The organism is Bradyrhizobium septentrionale (genome assembly GCF_011516645.4).
GTDB classification, from domain to species: Bacteria; Pseudomonadota; Alphaproteobacteria; order Rhizobiales; family Xanthobacteraceae; genus Bradyrhizobium; species Bradyrhizobium septentrionale.
Window position 1 is genome coordinate 1,618,059 of sequence record NZ_CP088285.1, and the last position, 23,838, is coordinate 1,641,896.

General features: G+C 62.3%; 24 protein-coding genes. 6 read left to right on the forward strand and 18 right to left on the reverse strand.

The genetic code is table 11. The features are described 5' to 3' along the window. Window positions 1–21 precede the first annotated feature (21 nt). The 7 genes from HAP48_RS09620 to HAP48_RS09650 form a co-directional block, all read right to left on the reverse strand. A complete protein-coding gene (locus tag HAP48_RS09620) occupies window positions 22–444 on the reverse strand; it encodes a hypothetical protein (RefSeq protein WP_224496986.1) in 423 nt (140 codons plus the stop codon). 29 nt (window positions 445–473) lie between these two features. After that, window positions 474–1,406: a DUF2950 domain-containing protein gene (locus HAP48_RS09625; protein WP_224496987.1), complete on the reverse strand. Its 933-nt coding sequence runs from the start codon at window positions 1,404–1,406 to the stop codon at window positions 474–476. Next, window positions 1,403–3,127: a DUF3300 domain-containing protein gene (locus HAP48_RS09630; protein ID WP_166213969.1), complete on the reverse strand. Its 1,725-nt coding sequence runs from the start codon at window positions 3,125–3,127 to the stop codon at window positions 1,403–1,405. The genes HAP48_RS09625 and HAP48_RS09630 overlap by 4 nt, the downstream gene beginning before the upstream one ends. A gap of 82 nt (window positions 3,128–3,209) precedes the next feature. After that, window positions 3,210–4,475, reverse strand: coding sequence for a TAXI family TRAP transporter solute-binding subunit (locus tag HAP48_RS09635; RefSeq protein WP_210293235.1), 1,266 nt, complete (start codon window positions 4,473–4,475; stop codon window positions 3,210–3,212). Between the two features lie 153 nt (window positions 4,476–4,628). After that, the gene (locus HAP48_RS09640) at window positions 4,629–5,042 is read right to left on the reverse strand and encodes a hypothetical protein (RefSeq protein ID WP_224496988.1); all 414 of its coding nucleotides are present in this window, start codon (window positions 5,040–5,042) and stop codon (window positions 4,629–4,631) included. 24 nt (window positions 5,043–5,066) lie between these two features. Continuing rightward, entirely contained in the window at window positions 5,067–6,299 is a 1,233-nt protein-coding gene (locus HAP48_RS09645) for an HlyD family secretion protein (RefSeq protein ID WP_166213967.1), read from the reverse strand. Continuing rightward, entirely contained in the window at window positions 6,292–6,729 is a 438-nt protein-coding gene (locus HAP48_RS09650) for a hypothetical protein (RefSeq protein WP_175612343.1), read from the reverse strand. Before HAP48_RS09650 ends, HAP48_RS09645 begins: the two co-directional genes overlap by 8 nt. 154 nt (window positions 6,730–6,883) lie before the next feature. Here HAP48_RS09650 and HAP48_RS09655 point away from each other — a divergent pair, with 154 nt between their 5' ends. Together HAP48_RS09655 and ppk2 are read left to right on the forward strand one after the other, a co-directional pair. Next, window positions 6,884–7,336: a hypothetical protein gene (locus tag HAP48_RS09655; RefSeq protein ID WP_166213966.1), complete on the forward strand. Its 453-nt coding sequence runs from the start codon at window positions 6,884–6,886 to the stop codon at window positions 7,334–7,336. Between the two features lie 25 nt (window positions 7,337–7,361). Further along, on the forward strand, window positions 7,362–8,162 hold the full coding sequence (ppk2, locus tag HAP48_RS09660) for a polyphosphate kinase 2 (RefSeq protein WP_166213965.1): 801 nt from the start codon (window positions 7,362–7,364) through the stop codon (window positions 8,160–8,162). A 42-nt stretch (window positions 8,163–8,204) separates the two neighbouring features. On the opposite strand, the gene HAP48_RS09665 is transcribed toward ppk2, so the two are convergent. The 3 genes from HAP48_RS09665 to HAP48_RS09675 form a co-directional block, all read right to left on the reverse strand. Beyond that, on the reverse strand, window positions 8,205–8,639 hold the full coding sequence (locus HAP48_RS09665; RefSeq protein ID WP_166213964.1) for a hypothetical protein: 435 nt from the start codon (window positions 8,637–8,639) through the stop codon (window positions 8,205–8,207). 34 nt (window positions 8,640–8,673) lie between these two features. After that, on the reverse strand, window positions 8,674–11,424 hold the full coding sequence (locus HAP48_RS09670; RefSeq protein WP_166213963.1) for a decarboxylase: 2,751 nt from the start codon (window positions 11,422–11,424) through the stop codon (window positions 8,674–8,676). Window positions 11,425–11,620: 196 nt separating this feature from the next. Then, on the reverse strand, window positions 11,621–13,315 hold the full coding sequence (locus HAP48_RS09675) for a SulP family inorganic anion transporter (RefSeq protein ID WP_166213962.1): 1,695 nt from the start codon (window positions 13,313–13,315) through the stop codon (window positions 11,621–11,623). A 150-nt stretch (window positions 13,316–13,465) separates the two neighbouring features. On the opposite strand from HAP48_RS09675, the gene HAP48_RS09680 reads away from it, so the two are divergent. Together HAP48_RS09680 and HAP48_RS09685 are read left to right on the forward strand one after the other, a co-directional pair. Then, a complete protein-coding gene (locus tag HAP48_RS09680; RefSeq protein WP_166213961.1) occupies window positions 13,466–14,353 on the forward strand; it encodes an alpha/beta hydrolase family protein in 888 nt (295 codons plus the stop codon). A gap of 25 nt (window positions 14,354–14,378) precedes the next feature. Continuing rightward, window positions 14,379–14,969 carry an invasion associated locus B family protein gene (locus HAP48_RS09685; RefSeq protein WP_166213960.1) on the forward strand — a complete coding sequence of 197 codons (591 nt, stop codon included), beginning with the start codon at window positions 14,379–14,381 and terminating at the stop codon, window positions 14,967–14,969. Between the two features lie 16 nt (window positions 14,970–14,985). On the opposite strand, the gene HAP48_RS09690 is transcribed toward HAP48_RS09685, so the two are convergent. The 3 genes from HAP48_RS09690 to HAP48_RS09700 form a co-directional block, all read right to left on the reverse strand. Continuing rightward, entirely contained in the window at window positions 14,986–15,333 is a 348-nt protein-coding gene (locus HAP48_RS09690) for a response regulator transcription factor (RefSeq protein WP_338028987.1), read from the reverse strand. Window positions 15,334–15,548: 215 nt separating this feature from the next. Beyond that, complete coding sequence (locus HAP48_RS09695; protein ID WP_166213958.1) at window positions 15,549–16,181, reverse strand: response regulator transcription factor; 633 nt, start codon at window positions 16,179–16,181, stop codon at window positions 15,549–15,551. Window positions 16,182–16,265: 84 nt separating this feature from the next. Continuing rightward, window positions 16,266–18,029: a sensor histidine kinase gene (locus HAP48_RS09700; protein ID WP_224496989.1), complete on the reverse strand. Its 1,764-nt coding sequence runs from the start codon at window positions 18,027–18,029 to the stop codon at window positions 16,266–16,268. 328 nt (window positions 18,030–18,357) lie between these two features. Between HAP48_RS09700 and HAP48_RS09705 the strand changes: the two genes are divergently transcribed. After that, the gene (locus HAP48_RS09705; protein WP_166213957.1) at window positions 18,358–19,026 is read left to right on the forward strand and encodes a helix-turn-helix domain-containing protein; all 669 of its coding nucleotides are present in this window, start codon (window positions 18,358–18,360) and stop codon (window positions 19,024–19,026) included. A gap of 8 nt (window positions 19,027–19,034) precedes the next feature. Here the strand turns inward: HAP48_RS09705 and HAP48_RS09710 are convergent, their stop codons facing one another. Together HAP48_RS09710 and HAP48_RS09715 are read right to left on the reverse strand one after the other, a co-directional pair. Continuing rightward, window positions 19,035–19,475, reverse strand: a complete 441-nt coding sequence (locus tag HAP48_RS09710; protein WP_210292818.1) for an ion channel — start codon at window positions 19,473–19,475, stop codon at window positions 19,035–19,037. Next, complete coding sequence (locus HAP48_RS09715; RefSeq protein ID WP_166213956.1) at window positions 19,472–20,551, reverse strand: AI-2E family transporter; 1,080 nt, start codon at window positions 20,549–20,551, stop codon at window positions 19,472–19,474. The genes HAP48_RS09710 and HAP48_RS09715 overlap by 4 nt, the downstream gene beginning before the upstream one ends. A gap of 193 nt (window positions 20,552–20,744) precedes the next feature. On the opposite strand from HAP48_RS09715, the gene HAP48_RS09720 reads away from it, so the two are divergent. Further along, entirely contained in the window at window positions 20,745–21,158 is a 414-nt protein-coding gene (locus HAP48_RS09720; protein ID WP_166213955.1) for a hypothetical protein, read from the forward strand. A gap of 36 nt (window positions 21,159–21,194) precedes the next feature. Here HAP48_RS09720 and HAP48_RS09725 read toward each other — a convergent pair whose 3' ends face one another. The 3 genes from HAP48_RS09725 to aspD form a co-directional block, all read right to left on the reverse strand. Beyond that, on the reverse strand, window positions 21,195–21,512 hold the full coding sequence (locus HAP48_RS09725; protein ID WP_176540593.1) for a hypothetical protein: 318 nt from the start codon (window positions 21,510–21,512) through the stop codon (window positions 21,195–21,197). Window positions 21,513–21,612: 100 nt separating this feature from the next. After that, window positions 21,613–21,765: a hypothetical protein gene (locus tag HAP48_RS09730; RefSeq protein WP_166213954.1), complete on the reverse strand. Its 153-nt coding sequence runs from the start codon at window positions 21,763–21,765 to the stop codon at window positions 21,613–21,615. Window positions 21,766–21,959: 194 nt separating this feature from the next. Then, window positions 21,960–23,591 carry an aspartate 4-decarboxylase gene (gene aspD, locus HAP48_RS09735; protein WP_166213953.1) on the reverse strand — a complete coding sequence of 544 codons (1,632 nt, stop codon included), beginning with the start codon at window positions 23,589–23,591 and terminating at the stop codon, window positions 21,960–21,962. Window positions 23,592–23,838 lie beyond the last annotated feature (247 nt).

Sequence of the window (23,838 nt, forward strand, 5' to 3'; positions counted from 1 at the left end):
TAGGCCGAATACAGATCGAGTTCACCGCAGCGAGATCGTGAGCCCGCCGAGGTTTGCGGCAAATTCCAGTCCTGCCTTCGGCCCTTTGAGCGTAAGCAGAACACCGCGTTCATTTCGCATACTCACGCCGCCCACGCCGGCAGCCCATGCGCCGCCTCCTCCGACCAGCGTATAGCTGCCGGCGAAATCGTTGACCTCCCTGATGCCAGAGGCGGTGCCTTCCAGCCAGGTGACCGACGCGCCCGCGCTTAAGCCGAGGCTGAAGCCAGACACGATGAACCGATAGTGCCGCCCACGGTAGGTGAGCGTGCCGCTCCCGCCGCCACCACCCACGACGAGAGCCGCCTTCGCGAACTTGACCTGGACATGGCCGGTCGCCTGTGCGGAGCATGGCGTGACCGACAGGATCATCGCCGCAACCGCCAGTATGACGGAACGGATCATGCATCGCATCGCTGCAGCCCCCTCTGAGCTCAGGGATTTGTAAGCTCGACTTTCTTCCAGGTGTGATCCGGATCGAAAACGATCATGCGCTTGGCAAGAAAATCGGTGCGTGAGCCGAGATCCTTTTGATAGACAGTGCCTGCGTGGTTGACCAGGAACGTCATGACGCCGGAATTGGCATATTCGGCGGGATAGGCGACCAGTGCAAATCCACCGATCATCTTGCCCCTCACGACATAGTTCAGCGCGCCGCCCGGGGCGTCAGAGCCCTGTGCTTTCAGGATCCGATAGTAGTATCCGTGGTACGGCGCGCTCTGCTCGCCGACCTTGTAGCCTTCCGCCGCGGCCTGGGCCGCCAGCTCACCGAGCGGACTCGGGTCCTTGTCGTCGCGCCAGAACAATCCATCGGTCTTGCTCGGCCTGCTGACGATGCGCTGGGCATAGGCGCCCACACCCTCGCCGCGATCCTTCTCGGCATATTCATTCTGAGCGTCGACATAGGCGAGACAGGTCTGGATCGCAGCAAGCTCGTTATTGCCAATCCTGCGGTAGAGGATTTCGCGACGTCCCGCAGCCGCGTCAAAACTCCAGCCGTCATGGTTGTTGACGAGGGGAATCGGGAACGGGAAGTCGTCGGGCCCCAGAATCAGGGTGGCCTTCTTGTTGTCGTCGGCCCTGATCGAATGCTTGGCGTCGTAGGCCGAAAGGAAGCGCTGTCGCGCATTGGCGTCGGCGACATCGTCGCCCGACTCAATGATATCGGCGGCATCGCGGCCCAGCACCTTCAGCATGGCCCGGCTGGTGCCGGCCTTGACGGCGGTTGCCAAAGCGGTCGCTGCGTCTTCGGGATTGGGGAAGCCCTGCTGGGCGCGAGCCGGAGACAGCAGCAGAGCGAGTGCTGCTGCCGCGGCGATGCTGACGGAAGCAATGCCATTCAATCGCAGGGACGAAAAGCCTGTCATCGTGACGCCTCCGACCGAGATGGAATCTTCGCACCAGTGGCATGCCATTCGTCGTAGCTGCGAAGCTTGAGACCCAGCTTGTCGTAATAGACCCTGAGATAGCCGTCGGCACCGCGCGTCACAGCCGCTGGCATGACGCGCTCGACTTCCTGCGCCATCACGCCGACATAGGATTTGCTGCTGCCGAGATAGCTGAAGCGGTAGTAGCCGAGGCCGTTGGAGAGATACCCAAGCAGTTCGATATTGTGCTTGAGCGCGATGTCGGAACGCCGTCCGCCACCACCGCCGCCGCGAAAGCCGCCGCCTCCTCCACCACCGCGGAAGCCGCCTCCGCCGCCGCCCTGGAATCCACCGCCGCCACGACCGGCGAAGCTTGCTCCGCCGCCGCCACCGCGCGGCATGCTGGCCATGCTCGATCGTCCGCGCGCCGATGCCGCCGCAGCTGCCCGTCCGGACGACACGTTCATGGCGCCGCCGCGATTGCCGCCGCCGCCGCGATTGGCCGCAGCTGCGCGGTTACCGGCGCTGCCGCGGTTGGCGGCCTTTGCGCGATCGCCACCCCCCTTTGCGCCGGCTCGATCGCCGCCGCCCTTTGCACCAGCTCGATCGCCGCCGCCCTTTGCACGATCTGAGGCACCTGCGCGATCGCCGCCACCAGGCCGGTCACGCGTGCCGGCACGATCTCCGCCGCGGTCACCACCACGATCACCCGCACGATCTCCCGCTCGGTCGCCCGCCCGATCTCCGGCGCCCTGGTCCGGACGCAGCACTTGCTGTCCGTCACGGCCGCGGAAATCCATCCGGTCCGAGACGCCGGCCTTCACATTATTGCCGCCGAACCGCTGCTGGACGTTGGTGTTACTATAGCGGACGCCCTGGCGATGCGCTGGGTTGTGCTGCCAGCTGTTGCCGATGTTGTTCACCCGGTTGTAGTGGTTGACGTAGACGTTGCGGTTGCCCCAGTTAAACCCGCCGCCCCAGTAATTGCCCCAACGGCCAATTGCCCATCCCGCGCCGAACGCCAGGCCGGTCGCGATGACGCCCGCGCCGATATAGGACGGATACCCGAAGTAGTCAGGCGGATATTCCGCGTATGGCCAGGTGCCATAGACTGTGGCCGGTTCATAATAGGGCACGTACATCGTATTCGGATCTGCCGACTCGATCACGACCACCTGCTTGTTCTCTTGTGTTTGAACGCTGACCTTCTGCTGCTTGGTCGTCACCAGTTTCTTGTTGTCATAGGCCTTCGACCGCAACCGCTGAATCGCATCCATCACATCCGGTTGTTGCGCGAGCACCGCATCGCCCAGATTTTTGGTCCAATCGATCTTTTCGCTCATCATCGAAATGACGTCGGGCGTGCTCGCAAGCGCCTTCACACTGTCGTCCCAGGCCTGCTTCTCGACCTCCGTCTTCAACGCATCGCCTTTTAGATTCTTGCGCTCCTTCAGCCAGCGATCGGCCTGCACAACTTCCAGCGGGTATGTCGACGCCGCCAGCACGTTGGCCAGCAGCTCGTCGGGATAGAGCGCAATCGGCGCGACCAACGCTTCGAGCTGCTCGGGCTTCAACAATTTGTCAGCCGGCTGCGCTGTCGGCGCGGCTGCCTGTGGCTGACTACTCTGCGCAGGCGGCTTGTCGGCGGTTTGCGCCACCGCAGCGACGGGGATAGCCGATACCAGCGCAATCGCAACCAGAGTCTTGCCCCAACGGAACATCGCGACCTCCATCGACACCGACGGTCGACAGCATCGGCCACGGCCGCGTCCCTCCTTTGATCGAGATCAAGGAAAGCGCCGCTCAGCTTCCGGCCGGTCCCGGCTGCTGCGATGCAAGATGGGCACGGCGATCATGGATCAGGTTCTCGAGCCGATGGGCCGCAACGTTCACCGCGGTGACGGCACGCTCGGCCTGGTCGTCCCCGACCGGCTGCTTGCGCTGCGTCCGCAGCACCTGGTCGATTTCGCGCTCGATCTCGTCGAGCTCCGGCATCTGCTCGGCCGCCCGGATCCGAGGCCCCAGCGCATAAAGCATGTCGAGTGCCTCCTGTCGGCTCGGTGTCTCGACCGGCCGGAGAAACTTCCAGGCCGCGGCGAGCACCGATGCAAGGCCGCCCGCGATCATCGGCGCCAGGAAAATCGCATTTCCCCATTGATCGAGAAAGCTCTCCCGGGTCCCTTCGTAGAATGCGGCGGCGCCCGGATGCACGGGGATGTAGGCATCTGCATCAGTGTCGGGCGTCGCGATCTGCGCCAGTCCCGGCAATTCAGCGAGCAAATTGTGGCGTGCGGTCATGATCGACTGGGTCAAGTCGCCAATCAGGTCGTTGCCAAGCTTCTTCTGCGCCACCAGGTAGAATGAGGTCCGCAGCGTCGTCAGGTCGTCGGGGGGAATTGGCGGCGAACCCCGCAATGTTCCCTTGGGCACGTCGAAGCTTTCGTAGGCCCGCTCCTTTTCGGCGATCGCGCCGGCCGACTCGATGGCAATCATCACGGGCCCGGTTCGCGAAGTTTGCGGGAGAACGCCTCGCAGCAGGGACAGATATTTCTCGGTCAGAGGCATCACGACCAGGATGGCGCGGACCTCCTTGGCCTCCAGGGCCCGGCGCGCGTCCGAGGGCAACAGCGGCTTGAACGTCACGCCCGCGCGCGGGAGATCGTATTCGTCCGACAATACCTTGATCAGCTTCTGATTGGCCTCGAACCCGATCACGCCGAGAGTGGAGCGCTTCAGCTCCGTCACGTCAGAGATCGAAGTACCGGGCGGAGCAATGATCAGTGCGACGGCGTGGGCCAGCACGATCACGGCCTGGGCCTGCGACAGGTCGCCGACATCGCCACGCACCACCGCGAGATCGACCTTTCCGGACGCGAACGCCGCCGCGGACTCGAGCGGCCCCGTGGTCTGGACCAGGCGCAGCCGGACCGTGGCCTTCGACTCCGTGAGCTTGCCGGCGATCGCCGAAATGAGCTTGTTCGCTTCGCCATCGAGCGAACCGACGGCGACGGTGAGCGTTGTCGGCCGAAGATACCAGCGATAGGCCAACAAGCTGGCACCCCCGAGCATCAGAACGAGCCCGGCCACCAGGGCGATGCGCAACGACCTCGGTAAACTGCTAGGATCCACGGAGCGTCACTCGGTCAATCCGGCATTGACCGGATTCTGCTTCACAACGCTCAATATATCGGGCCGCGGAAATTGGTCAAAGGCTGCATTCCGCTAGAGTTTGCAGCGGTGATAGGAGATTTGCATCCCCTCGACGCCCGGAAACTCGCGCGTGATGGTATCGTCGTCGACCACCTTGAGGAAGAACTGCACGTTGGACACCATGATCCCCGAAGCGCAACTCACAATGATATTGAGGTCCTTGCCATCATCCTTGCGCGACTTGATCTTGCAGTTCTCGAACTTGCCCCTGAGGCGATCGGCCTCTGCGATGAACCCGCCGCCATAGATTCCGGAGAAATTCGTGAACGTGACCTGGTTCGCCCTGCCCTTGCGCGCGAACACCTTGCCGCATTGGCCCGCGCTCGTGGCCCAGGCGCCGGCAAGATCGAACGCGTGCGCGGGGTCCGGCAATACGAGGATCATGCCCGCTACCACGAGTGCGCGAAGCTTGCCGTCCGGTTTCATCTGCCGTCTCCCTCTTCGCGCCCGTCAGTGACCACTCAAGACCAGCGTCTGGATCGGCAGCAGCAGAGCCTGGATCCGAAGCAGCAATGCATGAACGAGCGCGGTCGCGTCGACGACGTGCAGGGCAAAACCCTTCAACGCGCCGGTTTTCGGATCGGCAATCACGTCATGGTTGCTGGTGTAGGCGTTGACGATGCAACTGCTGCCCGGTGTCACGCCGTCAAGGCCGCCCTTGTAGAGCGGCTCAAGGAACACCAGGATCGAACCTGGCTTTTGCAGGCTCTGCGGGTCGATCAACAGCTCGGTGGCCCGAAACTGGCCGGCAGCGATGAAATCTTGCACGCTGGTGACGACCAGCGGAATGATCACCCAGGGTTTCGAGATGCACGTGGCTTCCGCGACCATGCCGGGCTTCATGACCTGGGCCTCGATCTGCCCGAATCCCGCCTGCAAGCTGTTTCGGCCCGCTTCGTCCGGTATCAGGATTCCGGCCGGCCGCATGATCTGGGCGACGAGGTCCCCGGGGCGAACGAGGAATTGCTCGACGCGGCCATCGACGCCGGCACGGATGAAAGTCTTGTCGAGATCCACTTGCGCCTGCGCCTGCGCGGCCTCGGCACTTGCCTTCTCGGCCGGCAGGAGCGTAGTGACGCGCAACGTCGCCGATTGCTTGACGGCGCTAGCGGCATCGACGCCGGACTGCCGCTGATCAACCAGCACTTGCAGCTTCTCGATATCGCGTTGCGGCACAATGCCGGGATTGCGGCGTTGCAATTCGCTCTTCACATCCAGCTCGTCCTTGGCTTGCTGCAAGGAGGCTTTCGCCTCCCCGGTCTGAGCGTCCGCCTTGATCACATCGGCCTGCGCCGAGATCAGCGACGCATCCACCTCGGCGATCTTTCGCCTGGCGGTCTCGAGCGCAGCTTCCTGCCTCGAACTATCGAGCCGGAACAGCACGTCCCCCTTCTTCACCGGCGCGGTGAAGCCGACATTGACCTCGACGACGCGGCCGGAGCCCTCGGGCAGGATCGGCACGGTCCTGAAGTAGATCGCCGCGGAGGTTGTCGAGGGATGAAAATAGAAGATCATCGTGATCAGCGAGATCGTGAGCATCAGGCAGCCGGTGATACCCCACCTCAGTTCGTACCAGACGGAGAAGAACGTGATCTCCTTGCCGAACCGCTTGCCCTGCCGATAGCGGCGGTAGAGGTAGTCCGGCAGGATCGTCACCAGCGAGCAGATCATCAGCTCAAGCATGGTTGTGCACCTCTTGCTTCGCGGGCGTCCGGACGTCGGGACTGCCGCCAGATACGGCCTCGGGTTCGGCGGCGGGCGCGCCCGGCTTGGCGTCGGCTATGCGCTCGACGGAATCGGCAATGCTGCGCATCGGCGTGCCGAAATCCGGCAGGTCGATGAGTGCCAGCAGCAGGCCGGCGACCCAGAAGATATGCATGTGGGTGAAAAGCGATATCAGGCCAAGGACGGCGACGATCTCAAACTGCAGCTTCTGCGACTTGTGCGCCATGCGCTCCGGCAGGCTATGCAGCTTCCAGTAGAGGGTGCCAACCCAGAAGACTGTAGCTACAAGGAAAATGCCCATCACCACCATCAGGGTGTCCGCCCCGTCGGCGCCGGGAATGAAGAACGGCAGATGATGGGGGGCTGCCGGATGCATCTGTTCGCTCAAATTTCATCTCCCTTCCGGGCGCCTGGCGCTTCGCAGCCGTGGCGCGCACCGTGCCTTTCGGCCGTGCAGCTTGCTTGATCTGGATCAAAGAATCCAGTCGGCTCGATCCTACCGTTCGAGGGCACGGTCGAAGCTCGGCCCAGGAGTCCCAGCCATGCGAGACAAAATCGATGACCTGATCCCGAAGGCGCATGAAATCCAGAAGCAGGCCGCGTTCAAGGAAGCGGAGAAGGCCGAGGAACATGCCAAGCGTGCGGCGGCTGCGGAAGCCGAGAAGCGCGCCTTGATCGAGCGGTTGAGCAAGCCGTCCGGTCTCAGCGAGGACGAGAAAGTCAAGCTGGCCTCGACAGTGATTCAGCGCGCGGCGCGCAACGGGCTGACCGAAGTGCAGGTCTATCGCTTCCCCAACACGCTGTGCACCGACAAGGGGCGGGCCATCAATCAGATGGAGGCGGGCTGGGAAAAAACGCTGACAGGTATACCCAAGGAAATATACCAGCTCTGGGCGGACTACCTGCAACCGCGCGGCTACCGGATCCGCTACCAGGTCGTTGAATACCCCGGCGGCATGCCCGGCGACATCGGCATCGTCATTGCCTGGGGCTGACAGCTCAAACGATGGACGGGGATCCATGGCGAAGGACAATTCCACCGGAAAGATGAAGCGCAAGCAGTATGAAGAAGAGCTGCACAAGCTGCAGATTCAGCTCTGCCATCTCCAGGACTGGGTGGTAGCGAACAAGCTCAGGGTCATCATCCTGTTCGAGGGGCGCGATGCAGCCGGCAAGGGCGGAACCATCAAGGCCCTGACCGAGAAGGTCAGCCCGCGGGTGTTTCGGGTGGTCGCCCTGCCCGCGCCATCCGATCGAGAGAAGTCCCAGCTCTTCATCCAACGCTACATGCAGCAATTTCCGGCCGGCGGCGAAATCGTCATCTTCGATCGCAGCTGGTACAATCGCGCAGGCGTCGAATATGTGATGGGATTCTGCACGCCGGCGGAACACACGCGGTTCCTCTCACTCTGTCCGCAGATGGAGCAATACATTATCGAGGGCGGCATCATCCTGATCAAGTTGTGGCTCGAGGTCGGGATGGACGAGCAGGAACGCCGCTTCCGGGCCCGGATCGACGATCCGCTGCGACAGTGGAAACTGAGCCCGATGGACACGGCGTCGTACCGGCGCTGGTACGACTACTCCCGGGCACGCGACCTGATGTTCAAGGCGACGAGCTCGAAGCACGCGCCCTGGCACGTCATCCGCTCCGACGACAAGCGCCGGGCGCGATTGAATTGCATTTCGCACCTCCTGAAGACGATCCCCTACGGACGGGTGAAGCGCGACAAGGTGAAATTGCCCAGGCGCTCCGACAAAGGGCGCTACAACGATCAGGTCGGTCTGCGGGGAATGAACTTCGTCGAGGAACGCTACTGAAAAGCCAGGCCGCGCCGGATGCGCGGCCTGGGCCCTTCCGGTCTATTTCAGGCGGATCGTGACGCCGCCCACGGCAGCCGAGACTTCGGCGCCGACCTTCGGACCGCTGAGCTGCAGGATCACGCCATTGGCGTTCTGCAGCTGCACGCCTCCGGCGCCCGCCGCGATCGCACCTCCAGCGCCTGCGGCGCTGTAGGAACCTTCGATTGAGCCGGGCCCCCTCAGGTTGATCGCGCGCCCGACAAACTTGGTGGTCGAGGCGCCGATCGTGAAGCCAACGCTCATGCCCGACACGGTGAACGGATAATGCTTGCCCCGCAGGGTCAATACGCCCTCGCCGCCTCCGACACCAACGATGAAGCCACCCTTGGTGAAGATGACGGCGACCGCGCCGGTCTCGGCCAGCGACGGCGTGCCGAAGCCAGCCAATCCGATTGCCAGCGCGGCAACGACTCCAAGCAAATCCACTTTCCTCATGATGTCCCTCCAGGGATCGGTTGCGCTAACGGATCTATGATGCTGCCTTGAGCTTCGGCGCTGACGCCTTCGGCTTGCCCATCCTGGCGAGAGCCTCGGTCGTCACGAGCTTCAGGCCCTCGGCCGCGTCGTAGCCATGGATCTCCTTCACATCGAGCTTGCGCATGAAGTCGATCGTCTCCTGCGTGATGACCTGGCCAGGGACCATGATCGGGAAGCCCGGCGGATACGGGATCACGAAGTTCGCGGAGACGAGAGCGGGCCCGTTCTTCAGGCGCCTGTCGATCTCGGGATCGTTCAGGCGAAGATATTCGCATCCAGCGGCATCATAGGCTGAATAGAATCCGCTGCGGATGTCGCCTTCGTTCGTCTTGGTGCCGGCATCGCCGCGATAGGTCTCATGGAAATGCGAGAAGTTCGGCAGGTCGGGCACGTCCTTCATCAGGCTGTTGACCCGCACGTCGAAGGCGACCTTGGCGTTCGCTCCGCCTTTGGCCAGGGCCTGATCGATTTCACCGGAGATTTCGGCCAACACCCGGACGAGATGCGCGACGTCGCTCCGCGTATTGTTGATGTTGGACTGGATCAGGACCGAGTTGCGCGACGTCTTGTTGACCTGGATGTTGTAGCGGTTGGCGAGCAGACCCTTGAACTGCGTTCCGTCGTACCCGGCCGTGCCGCAGACCAGCGTCATGCGGGTCGGATCGAGGCAGAACTCGTCGTCGTTCAGGCTCTTTAGGGCGCTCGCCCAGTTGGTGCCGGCCGCCAGATAGTCGGTGAAGCCGCTCTGGCGATATTCCTTGGGGACCATCGCATCGGCACCCAGGACGCGGAAATACCGGGAAATCAGCGGATTGGTGTTGACCGCATTGCGGATGGCGAACGCAATCTCCATTGCATTGGCCACCAGTCCATAGCCCTCGAGCTCCATCTGGCGGCGCGAGACGTCGAGGCTTGCGATCAGCTGCTGGTTCGGACTGGTTGAAGCGTGCGTGAATACGGCCTCCTTGAACTGCGCTTCGACCGTGTGAAATTCGATGTCCTTGACAGACAGCATCGAGCCCTGCCGGATTGCCGACATCGACTTGTGCGTCGAGTTGGTCTGGTAGACCCGCAACCGGATCTGTCGCGGATCGGGGATGAGCCGGGTCTTGAGCAGCACCTCGTCCGACGGCTTCTTGCCGAGTTCGGCCTGCTGCTTCTCGTAGGCCGCAACCGATTTGGGATCGCGCATCCAGGCTTCGATCTCGTTCGCCGCGCCCATCGCGGTTCGTCGCCTCAGGAACGGCGAGAACCGCGCGAAGCCGAACCAGGCCTCGTCCCAAAGGAAGATCAGGTCAGGCTTGATCGCGAGGCATTCCTCCATCACCCGCCGCGTGTTGTAGATGTGACCATCGAAGGTACAATTGGTCAGGTCGATCATCTTGACCCGGTCGAGCCGGCCATCGGCCTTCGCGTTCAGAAGCGCCTGCTTGATCGTCTTCAGCGGCACCGCGCCGTACATCGAGTATTCCGTCATCGGGAATGCCTCGACGTAGAGCGGCTGCGCACCCGCCAGCACCATGCCGTAATGGTGCGACTTGTGGCAGTTGCGATCGACGATCGCGATGTCGCCGGGACCCAGCAGCGCCTGCACCGCCATCTTGTTGGAGGTCGAGGTGCCGTTGGTCACGAAGTAGACGCGGTCGGCACCGAGTGCGCGCGCGGCCTTCTCCTGCGCCTTCTTGATGTTGCCGGTCGGTTCCAGCATGCTGTCGAGGCCGCCGGTGGTGGCGCTGCTCTCGGCAAGGAACAGGTTCAGCCCGTAGAATTCGCCCATGTCGCGGATCCAGTCCGACTTGAACACGGACTTGCCGCGCGCGATCGGCAGCGCGTGGAAGGTCCCGATCGGCCGCTGCGCGTATTTCTTCAGATTGTCGAAGAACGGCGTGTCGAAGCGATCCTGCACGCCTTCCAGAATTGAAAGGTGCAATTCGAGGATATCCTCGATCGAGTAGAACACTCGGCGCACCACGTCGGCCTCCGGATTGCCGGCCAACTCCTCGACGTCGCGATTGGACATCAGGTAGAGATCAAGCTCGGGACGAATCCGCTTCAGGATATGGGCCAGCCGTAGCGCGGACGCATCGGACTCTTCGTTGAGCCCCATGGCGCCAGTCATGGCACGAAGCACGGGCGCATCGTGGCGCGAGCGCAACCCAAAGCCTTCATTGATCACCACCGCCGCAATGTTGGGGTTCAGCATTGCCGCACAGAAGGCGTCCTCAAGACTGCCCACCAACACGGGCTCATAGACGAAGGCGTCGACCGGACGCCGCAGCCTGCGCCATTCCGCCAGGAGTCCCGGCCAATTGCTGGCTGGCACCCCGGTCACGATCAGGGTCTCGAAGTAGGGACGGCGCGCCGCCGATTGTCCGAGCGTTGGCGGGAGCAGATCGGGAACGTCGCCATTGCCCTCGTCCTGCGCGCTCCAGTCACTGGCATGCTGGCGGAAGGATTTTGTCTGAAGTGCCTGCACGATCCGCGTCGAAAGCATATGCGAGGTGGCGGCATCGCCCGCCGCCGCGGCTTCCTTCAGCGCCGCCATCAAACGAAGGCCCGGGTAGCCGTGAAACTCCTCGGTGACCGCAAGCGTCGACAGCGCCTTGTCGTACGCCGCCCGGTCACCGCCCCGGCTCCACGCCTTTGCCGCCTCGACCAGATCGCGCCAATTGTCGGCGCGTCCGCCGGGTCCCGAGAAGAACTGGTCGATACGCTGCTGGGCCTGCTTCGCGTCGTTGGCCATGAATGTCTCCCGATCTTGGCGGTGTTCCGATCTTGACGGTGTTCCCCGTCCAAGCGTACGAACCGCGCACACCGCTCCCTTTGATCCAAGTCAATCCGCAGCGGTTGAGACAAACCTTGTCGCCACCGAGCGATCGCAACGTCTTGCGATGCAACAAGGCTCGAATGTTAGGGAACGGTCCGCGGGACAGCGCACGTCAGTCGTTTGCCTGTGGCTTCCTGCTGCTCAATACGCTGTCGAGCGTACGCATCCAGTCGCCGCTGTCGGTCTTGTCGGCAAGACCATCCGCCTGAAGCAGATCGCGCAACTGCGCGTGCGCGCCGACGATGCAGAACGTGATGCCGCGCGAGGCGAGTTCCTGGTGCAGATCGTGCAGCATGCGCGACCCCGCCAGGTCGATGAACGGCGAGGCCGACAGGTCGCAGGCCACCAGCTTGACGTCGGGGGACGTCTGCAGTGCGGCCAGCACAGTTTCGAAAATCGTCTCGGCATTGACATAAAGCAGCGAGGTTTCCGGGCGGAAGGCGATGATCCCGGTCAACGGTTCCACGTCGTCATGGCGCGCCCGGTCGGAATAGCGGCCGCTGCCAGGAAGACGGCCAAGAAATGCGACATTGGGCTGGGACGCACGCAACAGCAGCAGGAAGATCGAGGCGGCGGCCGCCAGCAATACGCCCTGCAGGATCCCGAGGAACAGCACGGAGACCAGCGCGATGACGGCCGCGTAGAAATCGATCCGGCTGATCCGCCACATTCGGGCAAGCGCCGGAATATCGACCAATTTGTAGACAGCCGAAAAAACGATCGCGGCAAGCACGGTCTTCGGCAGATTGGTCAAGAGACCCGTGAAAAACAGCAGGCAGAGTGCGAGGGTCGCAGAGCAGAACACAAGCGCGAGCGGCGTACGCGCACCGGCCGCGTCATTCACGGCCGACTGCGACAGCCCGCCGGCGACGGGATAGCCATGCCCGAAGGCTGCGGCAAGATTGGCCGCGCCGAGCCCGAGAAACTCCTGCCGGACATCCAGTGCATAGCCGTGCTTTGCCGCGAAGCTTCGCGCTGCCGACACGCCTTCCACGTAAGCCAGCACGAGACACCCGGCGGCGATCGGAAAGAGATCGTCAAATTCGAGCAGGCCGAATGTCGGTAGCGAAAGGGTCGGCAATCCGGTCGGGATCTTTCCGGTCACCGGCAATCCCATTTCCGCAAGCCCAAGGACGGAGACCGTGAGGATCGACAGCGCGACCACGGCGAGGCCAACAGGCTTTCCGGGCAGCCTGCGCTCGCCGAGCAGGAGCAGCACGGTCGCAGCCACGCCAATGCCGAGCACCAGCGGCCTGGTATCGCCCAACTGGCCAGCAAGCTTGATCGCACGGTCGAAAAAATTGTGGCCGCCGCCTGCCACGCCGAACAGGCTTGGCAGCTGGCTCATGATGATGGTGAGCCCTGCCCCGGCCTTGAAGCCCACCAGAATGCTGTCGCTGATCAACCGCACCAGCAGGCTGAGCCTGAACAGCCACGCAATCAGGCAGAGCAGTGCCACGCTGAAGGCAACGAGGCTGACGATCTGCCCGTAACGTGTGGCGTCGCCGCCGGCCAGCACGCCGACGGCGCTGGCGATCATCAGCGAGATCGCCGAGGTCGGTCCCACCGCGAGTTGCCGCGACGAGCCGAGCAAGGCGTAACCCACGCCGCCGAGCAGGTAACCGTAGACGCCGACCTGCGGCGGCAGGCCGGCGAGCCCGGCATAGGCCAGCGACACCGGGATCGCGTAGGCCGCCAGCGTGACCCCGGCGATGGCGTCCGCGCCAAGCCAGGATGCGCGATAGTCGGCAAGCCAGCTCGCCGGCGGAAACCGTCGGACCCAACTCGTCTCGCTCTGGATTGACATCAAGCCCGCCGTATCAAGCCGCATTGGACGCATGTGGTTGCGCCGGGGCGGACCGATCCACGTTGATTCAGATCAAGCGTCGCCCTCGCAGATCAGCACTAGGATTGCCGTAACCTGCACATTTATCCGCGGATTGCCGGAGGGCATGACATGCGTCAGCACGGCTTGCGAGCCCTCGCAACTGTAACGCTTCTCCTGCTTGGTCTGGCCACCCCGGCACGCGCCGACGACAACAGCGCATCCCAGCGCATCCAGGAAGAGATCTGGGCCTTGCCGCTGCCGCTACCCATGTTCGCCTATCTGGTTCGACCGCTCGGCGACGGCCCCTTCCCGCTGGTCATCATGAACCACGGCGTGTCGCTGAACGCCAGGGATCGCAGCTTCTTCCCGCTGGTCGAATTTCGCGACGCCGCAATGTGGTTTGCACGGCGCGGTTATCTCGTGGTGGCGCCCGTCGGTACCGGCTATGGCGCGGCAGCCATCGATATTCCCGAGCGCGGACTTTATGGCCCGTTCTTCTCCAAGATCGGGAAATGCACCAATCCCAATTTCCTCGACCCGGGTCTCGCCGTCGCGCAGGTCGATCTCTGGATCATTGACTACATGGCCGCCGAAAAGCGCACCCTGCCGGACGGCGTCATCGTCGTCGGGCAGTCGGCCGGCGGCTGGGCTGCAATCGCCCTGTCGAGCCTCAACCCACCGCAGGTCAAGGCCATCATCACCTTCGCGGCGGGCCGCGGCGGCCGTGTCGATGGCAAGCCCAACAACAATTGTGGTCCCGACAAACTGGTCGAAGCGACCGGCGTGTTCGGCCACACGTCGCGGGTTCCCATGCTGTGGCTCTACATCGAGAACGACACATTCTTCGGCCCGGCCCTGTCGAAGCGGATGCACGAGGCTTTCACGCACGCCGGCGGCAGGGCCGAGTACCATCTACTGCCGCCGTTCGGCGACGAAGGACATTTCCTGATCGGCTCGCCCGATTCCATTCCCACCTGGTCGCCATTGATCGAACGATTTCTGGACAAGGTTCGCTAGGCGCAATCTCGCTGGAGGAGTATCCATGGTCCGATATGGTCCCTTGTATGGTCCTTTGGCGACGTTGGTGCTGTTTGCGGTCAGCATCGGTGCTTCGCACGGCCAACAGACGCCTTCGCCGCCCGCTGCGGTCAAGGATGGCGCCGAGGTAGCCACGCGAGGGGCACGCGTGGCGCGGGACGTCAAGTATGGCGAATGGCGAAAGCTCTGTTTCACCGCTGCCGGCGCCAAGACATTATGCCGGACGACGATCACCGGCACCCTCGGGACCGGCCAGACGGCCGTTCGCATCGATCTGATCGAGCGCGAGGACGGGACCGCCCGCCTCCAGCTATTCCTGCCGGTCGGGATGTACCTGCAAGCCGGCGTCAAGCTGTCGGTCGACCAACAGAAGGTCCATCGCCTGCCCTATACCTGGTGCGTGACCAACATGTGCATCGCAGCCGATGTTGCCGACCCCAAGCTGCTCGAGGAAATGGATGGCGGAAAGGCGCTCTCGGTCGACGTCGTCGACACCAGCATTTTGACGGTGACGACGTCGGTGCCGCTCGACCGCTTTGCGACCGTCCGCAAGGGAGCACCCGCGCTGACCCTCGATCAAGCCATTGACGAATGATTGAGACCGGCGATCGCTAGACTGCGCCCGCCAACAATTGTTCGATCGGCTGCATCAGCGATTTTGCCGTGAACGGCTTGGTCAGATAGGCCACGCAGCCCGATGCCATTGCGGCCATCCGTGTCGCCGGGTTGTCATTTCCGGTGATGTAGATGACCGGGACGTCGATGCCCCGATCCGCCAGGCGGTGCCGCAGTTCGATCCCTGAACCATCGCTGAGATTGATGTCCAGGATCAGACACAGCGCGCCGTCGAAGCTGCCATCTCTCAGCAAGGCATTTCCGGTCTCGAATAATCTGGATGCAAATCCATATTCCCGCAGCAGCCGTCCGATACCACGGAGCATGGAGGGGTTATCATCCACGACGAATACTAGTTTCGCGGTCGGCAAATCCTGCGGGCCTCTACCCTATCGTTGAAGCAGAACCTCGACTGGCTGCCCAACGTCCGTGCCTGGACGAAGGACACATTGAAATCTCACCGGCGCGCGACATCGCCGCGGCCAATATCGGAGATACGCGCCGTCACACAGCTTTCATATTGTACCATGGGACAGGAGGCCGCAGCTGCCGCGGCGGATTAACCCTTAACTTCGCTGTCAAGCTCGCGCATGCCGAGCCGCTCCGCGATCGAGACGAGCTCGGCAAGTGACTGCACCTGCATCTTCTCCATGACCTGGTGACGGTGCGCCTTGATCGTGCGTTCCGTCGTGCCGAGTTCATAGCCGACCTGCTTGTTGATCCGACCGCGTACAATCAGATCGAACACCTGCCGCTCGCGTGGGGTCAACTTCGCCAGCAGCGCGCGGAGTGAGTCGAGCCTGGTCCGCTGGCTGCGGGCCAATTCGTGCCGCGCAACGGCGCGATTGATTGCCTCGATCAGCTGCTCAGATGCGATCGGCTTGGTCAGGAAATCCTCGGCTCCGGCCTTGATCGCCTGCACAGTCGTCGCCGTGTCGGCATGTCCGGTAAGGAATACAATCGGAAGCGTCGACTCCAGCTCGTTGAGACGGATCTGCAGCTCCGGACCACTCATTCCGGGAATGCGTACGTCCAGCAGGATACAGCCGGCTTCTTCGTCGCCTGGCAATTGATCGAGCAGTTGCCGGGCCGATGCATACGTCGCCACACGGTAGCCGGCGAGCTTGAGCCTGCGCTCAAGTGCTGTGCGAAACGAGGCGTCGTCGTCGACAATATGCACGTAAGCGTGCATTACTCTCTCTCTCCTCCACGACCGACGCAAATACTGCGTTCGTTAAGTTAGCACTGCCTCCTGCCAAAGTAAGACCCAAACGCGCTATGCCGCCAGCGGCAATGAAAGATGGAAAACCGCTCCGCCCCCGGACTGGTTCTCGGCCCAGATCTGACCGCTATGCGCCAGAACGATCGTCCGCGCGATTGACAGGCCAATGCCCATTCCCTGCTCCTTTGTGGTGAAGAACGGATCGAAAATCTCGTTCAGCCTGTCCTGGGGAATTCCCGGACCGGAATCGCAGATCGAAATCACGGCCGACGCCCCTCCGTTGACTTCGGTACGGCCGATGATCGTGCGTCCGTAGGGCATCCTGGCCATCGCGTCCATGCTGTTGACCACGAGGTTGAGAATGACCTGCTGCAACTGAACCGGATCACCTTCCACCAGCAGGGTCTGCGGCGACGTCTGCAGGTAGATCGCGACGTTGCGGGTCGAGGCCTGCAGCTTGAGGAAATCGAATGCCTCCCGCATGGTCTGGTTGAGGTCGATCTCCTTTTTCTCAAATGGCGCACGCTTCAGCAGGCTGCGCATCCGGCGTATCACCTCGCTCGCACGCAGATCATCACGCTTGATGTCGGAAATGATCTCCCGCACCTCCTGAAGGTCGGGCGTCGGCGAACCGAGGATCAACTCCGCCGTCTCGGCATTGGTCAGGATCGACCCAAGCGGCTGGTTGAGCTCATGGGCGATCGAGGACGACAGTTCGCCGGCGGTCGCCTGCCGATTGCTGTGAGCAAGCTGGGACAGGCGATTGCGAGCCTCGACCTCGGCCTTTCGTCGCATGTACCGCTCGTGCAGCAGGAACGCGATCAGCATGGTCTGCACCAGCAACGCCGCAGCGAGCGCAACCGCCCGCCAGCGATATGTTTCCAGGAAAGTCGGCTCCTGGAAGCGGATTTCGCTGCCTTGCGGCAGGCTGGCTTCGCTGACATTCCAGCGCTGCATCTGCCGCCAATTGAAGATCGGCTTCACGGCATTGACGACCGACGGCGGCAGGTTTTCCGGCGCTTCGCCATCGAGGATTCGCAGCGCCCTTTGTGCTGCGTCGGCACCGATCAAGGACGGGACAAGAGCGAAACCGCCTATGCCGCCCGGCTCGAGGAATGTCTCCGCCGCGATTACGATGGGACGATTTGCCTTCGCTGCGACAAATGCAAGAGCGTCCGAGGGCGGATAGTAGTTGCCCTTGCCGTCGCTATAGAGGCCCGTGTAGATGATCGCGCTGCGGTCGGGAAGCGCGGCGACCTGCGCAATGATGTCCGGCATCGGACGTCCGATGATCTCGATAATGTCGAGGCCCGGAATGCCGGCCGCAGCCTGATCTTTCCAGTTGCGAAACAGAACTTGCCGTTCCCATTCCGCACCAACAAGCACAATGGTTTTGAGGTCTGGTACCACGGCGCGAGCGACCGAGACGGCATCCTTGAACTTCAAGGCCACGATGCCGCCGGTGACATAGTCAGGCGGCCGCAATCGCTTGAAATCATTCTCTTCGACCAGCGCAAACACGATTGGCGCGTCGGGCCAGAGTTGCGGGCGCCAGCGGAGCACAAGCTCGAGCGCAGCCGCTCCAACGGCAACCACGACACCGATCGGTCGATCGCGATATTTCGTCTCGAGAAACCGCCGAAAGCCCTCCTGATAGGCCTCACCGCCGAAGCGATTGAGATCGAGGCTTTCCGTGTAGATCGTCGTCGGAGCGTGACCGTGCGCGCTCACGGCATCCCGCAATCCAACAAAGACCTGATAGTAGAACGGACCACGTCGATCGGACTGGTCCAGCACCAGCATGGAATGCGGGCGCATCTCTTGCGCCCGGAGACCAGCCGGCGACAGCAAGCTAGCCAGCAGGATGATCAGTCCAGAGAGCCGAATTGCCTTGCCCATAGCGCTCGGAGCCGAAGACCAACGGGTTCAAGAAAAACTAGCACGGTTATCGTCGTAAATGCTGAAAAGTAATCCAACACTCGCGTACCAATTGCGAACAAATTGCCGCATTCCGCGCCCCTGTCCTTTGGGACAATGGCCTCAAGACCAATAGAGCCTGGTCGGGCCGTGTCGTAGTCATTGCACGCGGACAAGCATTTTCGAACCGCTACGGACGCCGCAAGGTCATAGTGAAGAGGGTTGGTCCATGTTCGCTCGCGTCAATGTCAGACCGGCCAATGTACCGAGTGTCCTCGGTGGGCTGACCGCCCCGCACGCCAACTTCATCACCAGCGAATTCCACTACAGAAGGGGCGCCGAGATCTACGGCGAGGCGGAGCCCGCGGAGTACGTCTACCAGGTCGTTTCCGGGGCCGTCCGCAGCTACAAGCTCCTCTCCGACGGACGGCGTCAGATCGGTGCTTTTCACCTCGTCGGGGACATTTTCGGCCTTGAGAACGCCGAAACTCATCGCTTCACAGCCGAAGCCGTCGTCGACACGGACGTGCGCCTGATCAAGCGTATGAGCCTCGAACGGGTGGCGCATTCCGATTCCGCCCTGGCTCGCAACCTGCTGATCATGACCACGAGCAACCTGCAGCATGCCGAAGACCACATGCTGCTGCTCGGCCGCAAGACCGCGTTGGAGCGGGTCGCCGCGTTTCTGCTCGAAATGGATCGCCGGCTGACCGGCGTCGGCGTCGTCGCCCTGCCGATGTGCCGGCGCGATATCGCCGACTATCTCGGGCTGACCCTCGAGACCGTATCGCGTGCGCTATCCAAGCTGCACGCCTACGGAGCCCTTGACTTCCTCGGCTCGAACCAGCGCGAAATCATGCTGGTTGACCGCGACCAGCTGTCCAGGCTGGACAACTGACCGGGACGCTATGAGGATCTCGTGAGCGTCCCCTGGCGTTCGATGGTCTTTTGCAGCACCTCGAACAGGACCGCAGTCGACCAGCCGAACATCAGAATACCGTTCATGGCGGCCATCGGTCCGACCAGCCGCCACTCCTTGACCGGGATCACGTCGCCATATCCGAGCGTGGTGTAGTTCACAAAGGCGAAATCGAGCAGATTGCTGCCGGCCGGCGCCGCACCGATCACAAGATAGGCCAGTGACCACACCATGATCTCCAAGGTGTGAGCCACCATAAGGATCAGCGCGGTCGTCACCATCACGCCGCTGAGCTGCAACCCAAACCGACCCGCGGCACTCAGGGCCACGTTCCGCATCAGTCCGATCACCAAGACGGTGAATAATGAGTGGAGCACGATGTTGATCGCGCTGACCGCCGATCCAACGATGAGCTGCAACAATATCATCGCTCACCCGCCAGCCGGGCGCGATCGTCCCGAATCCACGCTGTGATCAACTCCCAGGCGACCGCGAGAATGATTGGGCCGATGAACAGGCCCACGATGCCGTGGGCAAGCGTGCCTCCGATCACGCCGACGAAGATGACGAGCGCCGGCGTGGTCAGGCCTCGCCCCATGACCAGCGGCTTCAGCACATTGTCGAGGACGCCGACGACCAGGAAGAACAACGTCAGGGCCAGCGCCGTCGGGAAGTCCTTGGCCAACCAGAGCCAGATGATGACGGGAAACAGCACGATCGCCGCCCCGATCTGCACGATCGTCAACAGCATGACCACAAACGCCAGCAGCCCCGCGCTCGGAATCCCTGCCAGCTTGAAGCCGATGCCGGCCAGCAGTGATTGCAGGACAGCGACGCCGATCACACCTTGTGAGACTGCCCGGATTGTTGCGCCTGCAAGGTCGAGGAAGTGCTCGCTCTGCTCCGGCACGATGCGGGACAGGAAGCCCCTGCATGCCGCGGCAAGCTGCCGCCCGTGCGGAAACAGAAACCCTGCCACGACGACCGCCAGCAGAAACTTCAGCATCCCGACCCCGGCATTGCCGGCGAACGCAAACAAGGTGCCGGCCAGGGGCTTCAGATGCGGCACGGCCTCGCGCAGCACGGCGCGCAGATTGGTCGACGCCCGGTCCCAGAGCTCGTAGAGCGGGCCGCCGATCAGCGGCCAATCCTTGATCTCCGGCATCGGCGATGGCACGACGACGTTGCCGGCGCTCAGTTGTTCGGCGAGCTCCCTCATCCCCTCCACCGCCCCGATCCCGAGCCAGGCCGCCGGTCCGATGACGACGGCCAATGCGATCGAGGTCAGGACAAGGGCGGCGATGCCCGCATGGCCGCCGAGCATCCCTGTGAGCCAGTTGAAAACCGGATAGAGCGCGACCGCGAGCACGATGCTCCAGGCCAGGATCGGCACGAACGGGCGGACCAGGACGAACGACCAGTAGATCAGCAGCGCCAGCAATCCGAGGCGAATTGCGAACTGGATGAACTCGTCTCCGGCCACGAGCTGGCGAAGGGTTTTCAAGAACGTGCTCTCGATTGAGCGTCAATAGGCACGCAGGAAGCGGTGCCATCGCCTTGGCACGCATCGCTTGATCCAGATCAAGCGTCGGCTGCTGCCGGCTGGCAGGCTTGTCTCCGCATGATCCGGAATTTGCCATGAACTTGCCCGCCGTTTCGATCACGGCTGCGCGTGTCACCCCGATGTGGAGGACGTCATGAAGGACGCCAAAACCTTGCTGGCTTTGACCCTGCTTGCGAGCACGATTGGCGTTGGCGTGAGCCAGGCGGCCCCGCTACCGACCAACATCGCTGTCATGAAAGGTGCGGTCGACAACAGCGCCGTTCAGGTCCGTTGGGGCGGCTGGGGCGGCGGCTGGCGCGGTGGCTGGGGCTATCGCGGTTGGAGAAGAGGCTACGGCGGCTGGGGTTATCGCGGATGGGGCGCTGCCGCTGCCGGCGCGATTGTTGGCGGAGCCATCGCAAGCTCGGCCTATGGCGGGTATCCCTACTACGGCGGCGGATATGGTTATGGCTCCGGCTACGGCGCCGGATACGGCTATTGCCCGCCTGGCGGAGGTTACGGCTATTCGCCGGCCTACTACGCCCAGCCGCGCTATTACGGTTGGTAGGTCGGCCGTTGGGCGCCTAGCTCGCCTTCAGTCACGTCACCGGAGGCCGAGCAACGAACGTCGATAGCCGCTATCGCGCGCTTCGTTCCTGCACACGAAACTGCCGTCAAGGCCCCTGCCATAACGGCTCTGGCCTTTGAGATAATAGCGGCCGCGGCGGAAATCGAGCCAGACCACGGTATCGCCAGGACAATGCCGCTGGGCCTGGGCGTCATAACGGAAGGACGTTAGCGGCAGCGCGACCGTTTGTTGTGCAGAACAGAACAGGACAATCGTTGCCGGGAGCCCGATTCCGAACCTTGCTGCCAGTTGGCCTCGACGTCCGGTCGAATTTGCAACTATTTTGACGCGCATTCATGGCCCCGGACTGGTGTCTCCGGTCGCAGGCGCCGAACTCATCACCGACATCGGTTCGCTGAGCTTTCAGAAGAGAAGCTCGAGATGAGAGGCTCGCTCAGAGCGACAGCAATCCAAAGGCAAACGCGACAGTCGACAGCATCCCGGCCGTCATGACCGTCAACCTGAAGGCAAAGTCGCCGTCGATCGCTTCAAGCCAGCGATGAAACGCTCGCCGAAACATGTCGCTGCCTTTCCCCATGATGGTCATGGTAGATCACGGAGAAATCGAGTGACCAGTGCAGCTTGTGCCAGACAATTGGAATTGCGTGCGACAAGCTGGCTCACCCAATCGGACTATAATAGCCCGGTTGACCGCGCGGCGCCCTGAATGGCGAATGACCTGGCAGCCTTGTCGGCGACAGCTCGCGCGCCGGAGATCAAAGTTCCAACCGTGTGGAAAGCTCAGCGCTTTGCGCCTCCCTTGTTCCCTGTCGCGGCTTCGTAGGCATCGCGATAGCCTCTGGCGATGGCCCGGACACCTCGTCCGATATCGTCGTAGACATCGTCAGGGAGGTTCGCGAGCGATACCCGAAGCGACCATTCCGGTGCATCGAAGCCGCCTCCGTTCAGCAGCACGATTCCGTGAGCTTCGGCCAGCCTGAACGCGAGATCCAACGGGTGGACATTCTTCTTCAGGTGTTCAACGGCATCGTCGCCGATGTTCTTTCGAGCCCAGAACTCGAAATCGATAAGGCCGTAATAGGCATCGTAATTCGGGTTGGGGGTTAGCTTGTCAGCAAGCCCGAGCCCGTCGAGCAGCGACCACAGGCGTTTGTTGACGATTTCCATGCAGGCCGCCTGATAGGCCTTTTTCACGTCCAGCATCTCCGAGAGCGAGAACAGGCTCATCATCACCTGCTGCGGCAACGACAGTCCCGCGGTGTGATTGAGCGCCACGTCGCGGCTGTCGGCCACGATGCGGTCGATCAGCTTGAGCTTGCGCGGCTCCAGCGTCAGCGGCCCGTAGCGCTTGTCGAGCGCTTTCACGGCGGCGTCCGGTAGCTTGGCGATCATCTTGTCGAAGATATTGTCTTCGTGGATGGCGATGGCCCCTAACCGCCATCCCGTGCAGCCGAAATACTTCGAATAGGAGTACACGCCGATGGTGTTGTGCGGAAGCTCGCCGAGCAGCGAACGGAAGTTGTGCACGAACGTTCCGTAGACGTCGTCGGTGAGGATCATCAGGTCGGGGCGCTTGGTCTTGACCAAATTGGCCAACTTGGCAATCGTCTCCTTGCTCAACGCCATCCCCGGAGGATTGGACGGATTGACGACGAAGAAGGCCTTAACCTTCGGATCTTCCAGCTTTTTGATTTCCTCGTCGGTGAACTGGAATTTGTTTTCCTGCGGAGCCCTGATCTGAACGACCTTCAGATCGTAGTCTTCCAGGTGCGTCATCTCGATGTAGGGCGTGAAAATTGGCGTCGCCAGCGCAATCGTATCACCAGGCACGAGCAGCCGATTGGCCTTCAACGACTTGAAGAGATAGCACATCGCCGCCGTGCCGCCCTCGACCGCATAGATGTCGAATTTTCCGGCCGGCCGGGGCTCGCCGCAGACGGCCCACATCAGATATTCGTGCACGATCTTTTCGTTGTGCACCAACATGCGGTCCGGCACCGGGTAGTTGTCGCCGATGATCGAATCGACCAGTTCGTGGACGAAGGCGTCGGGATCGAAGCCGAACTTCTTGACCGCAAAGGGCAGCATCTCGGTCAGGAAGCTCGCGCCCGGCATGTCCTTGTGCTGGGCGAGCCAGGCCTCGAACCGCCCGGCAATGCCCTTTGCCTGCGGCATGCCGCCGATGCCCGCCGGGTGCTCAATCACCCGCTTGCTCTCGGTGATGGCGAATTGTCCGAGCAGGAAGAAGCCCTCGCGTGGCGTGGTGGCGACCCAGTTGGGGTTGCCCCGCCCGGCGTTCAAAAAGGCCATCTGACTTTGCTTCGAAGCGCTCTTCGCGAGATTGATCAATTCGTCCTTGATCTCGAAGGGGCTCAACGCCTCAAATTTCTTTAAGGTCAGAAGATCGGCCATTGGACACTCCCGGGGGATGCGAGCTGTTGAATGGAGGCGGACAGGCTCCTTGCCTGCACGATAGCGCCAAGCATGATCGGCGGCCGGTGACGAACCTTGATCTATGTCAACGATCCTTTGCGCAGGCGCCGCGACCGCAGCGACGGATAGCCGCGTCACGATGCAATCTGCGCACCACGCGGTAGTGTCGGCAAGGCGATGAAATCGCAGCGCTCTCGCAGTTGCGATTGACATAGATCAACATCCT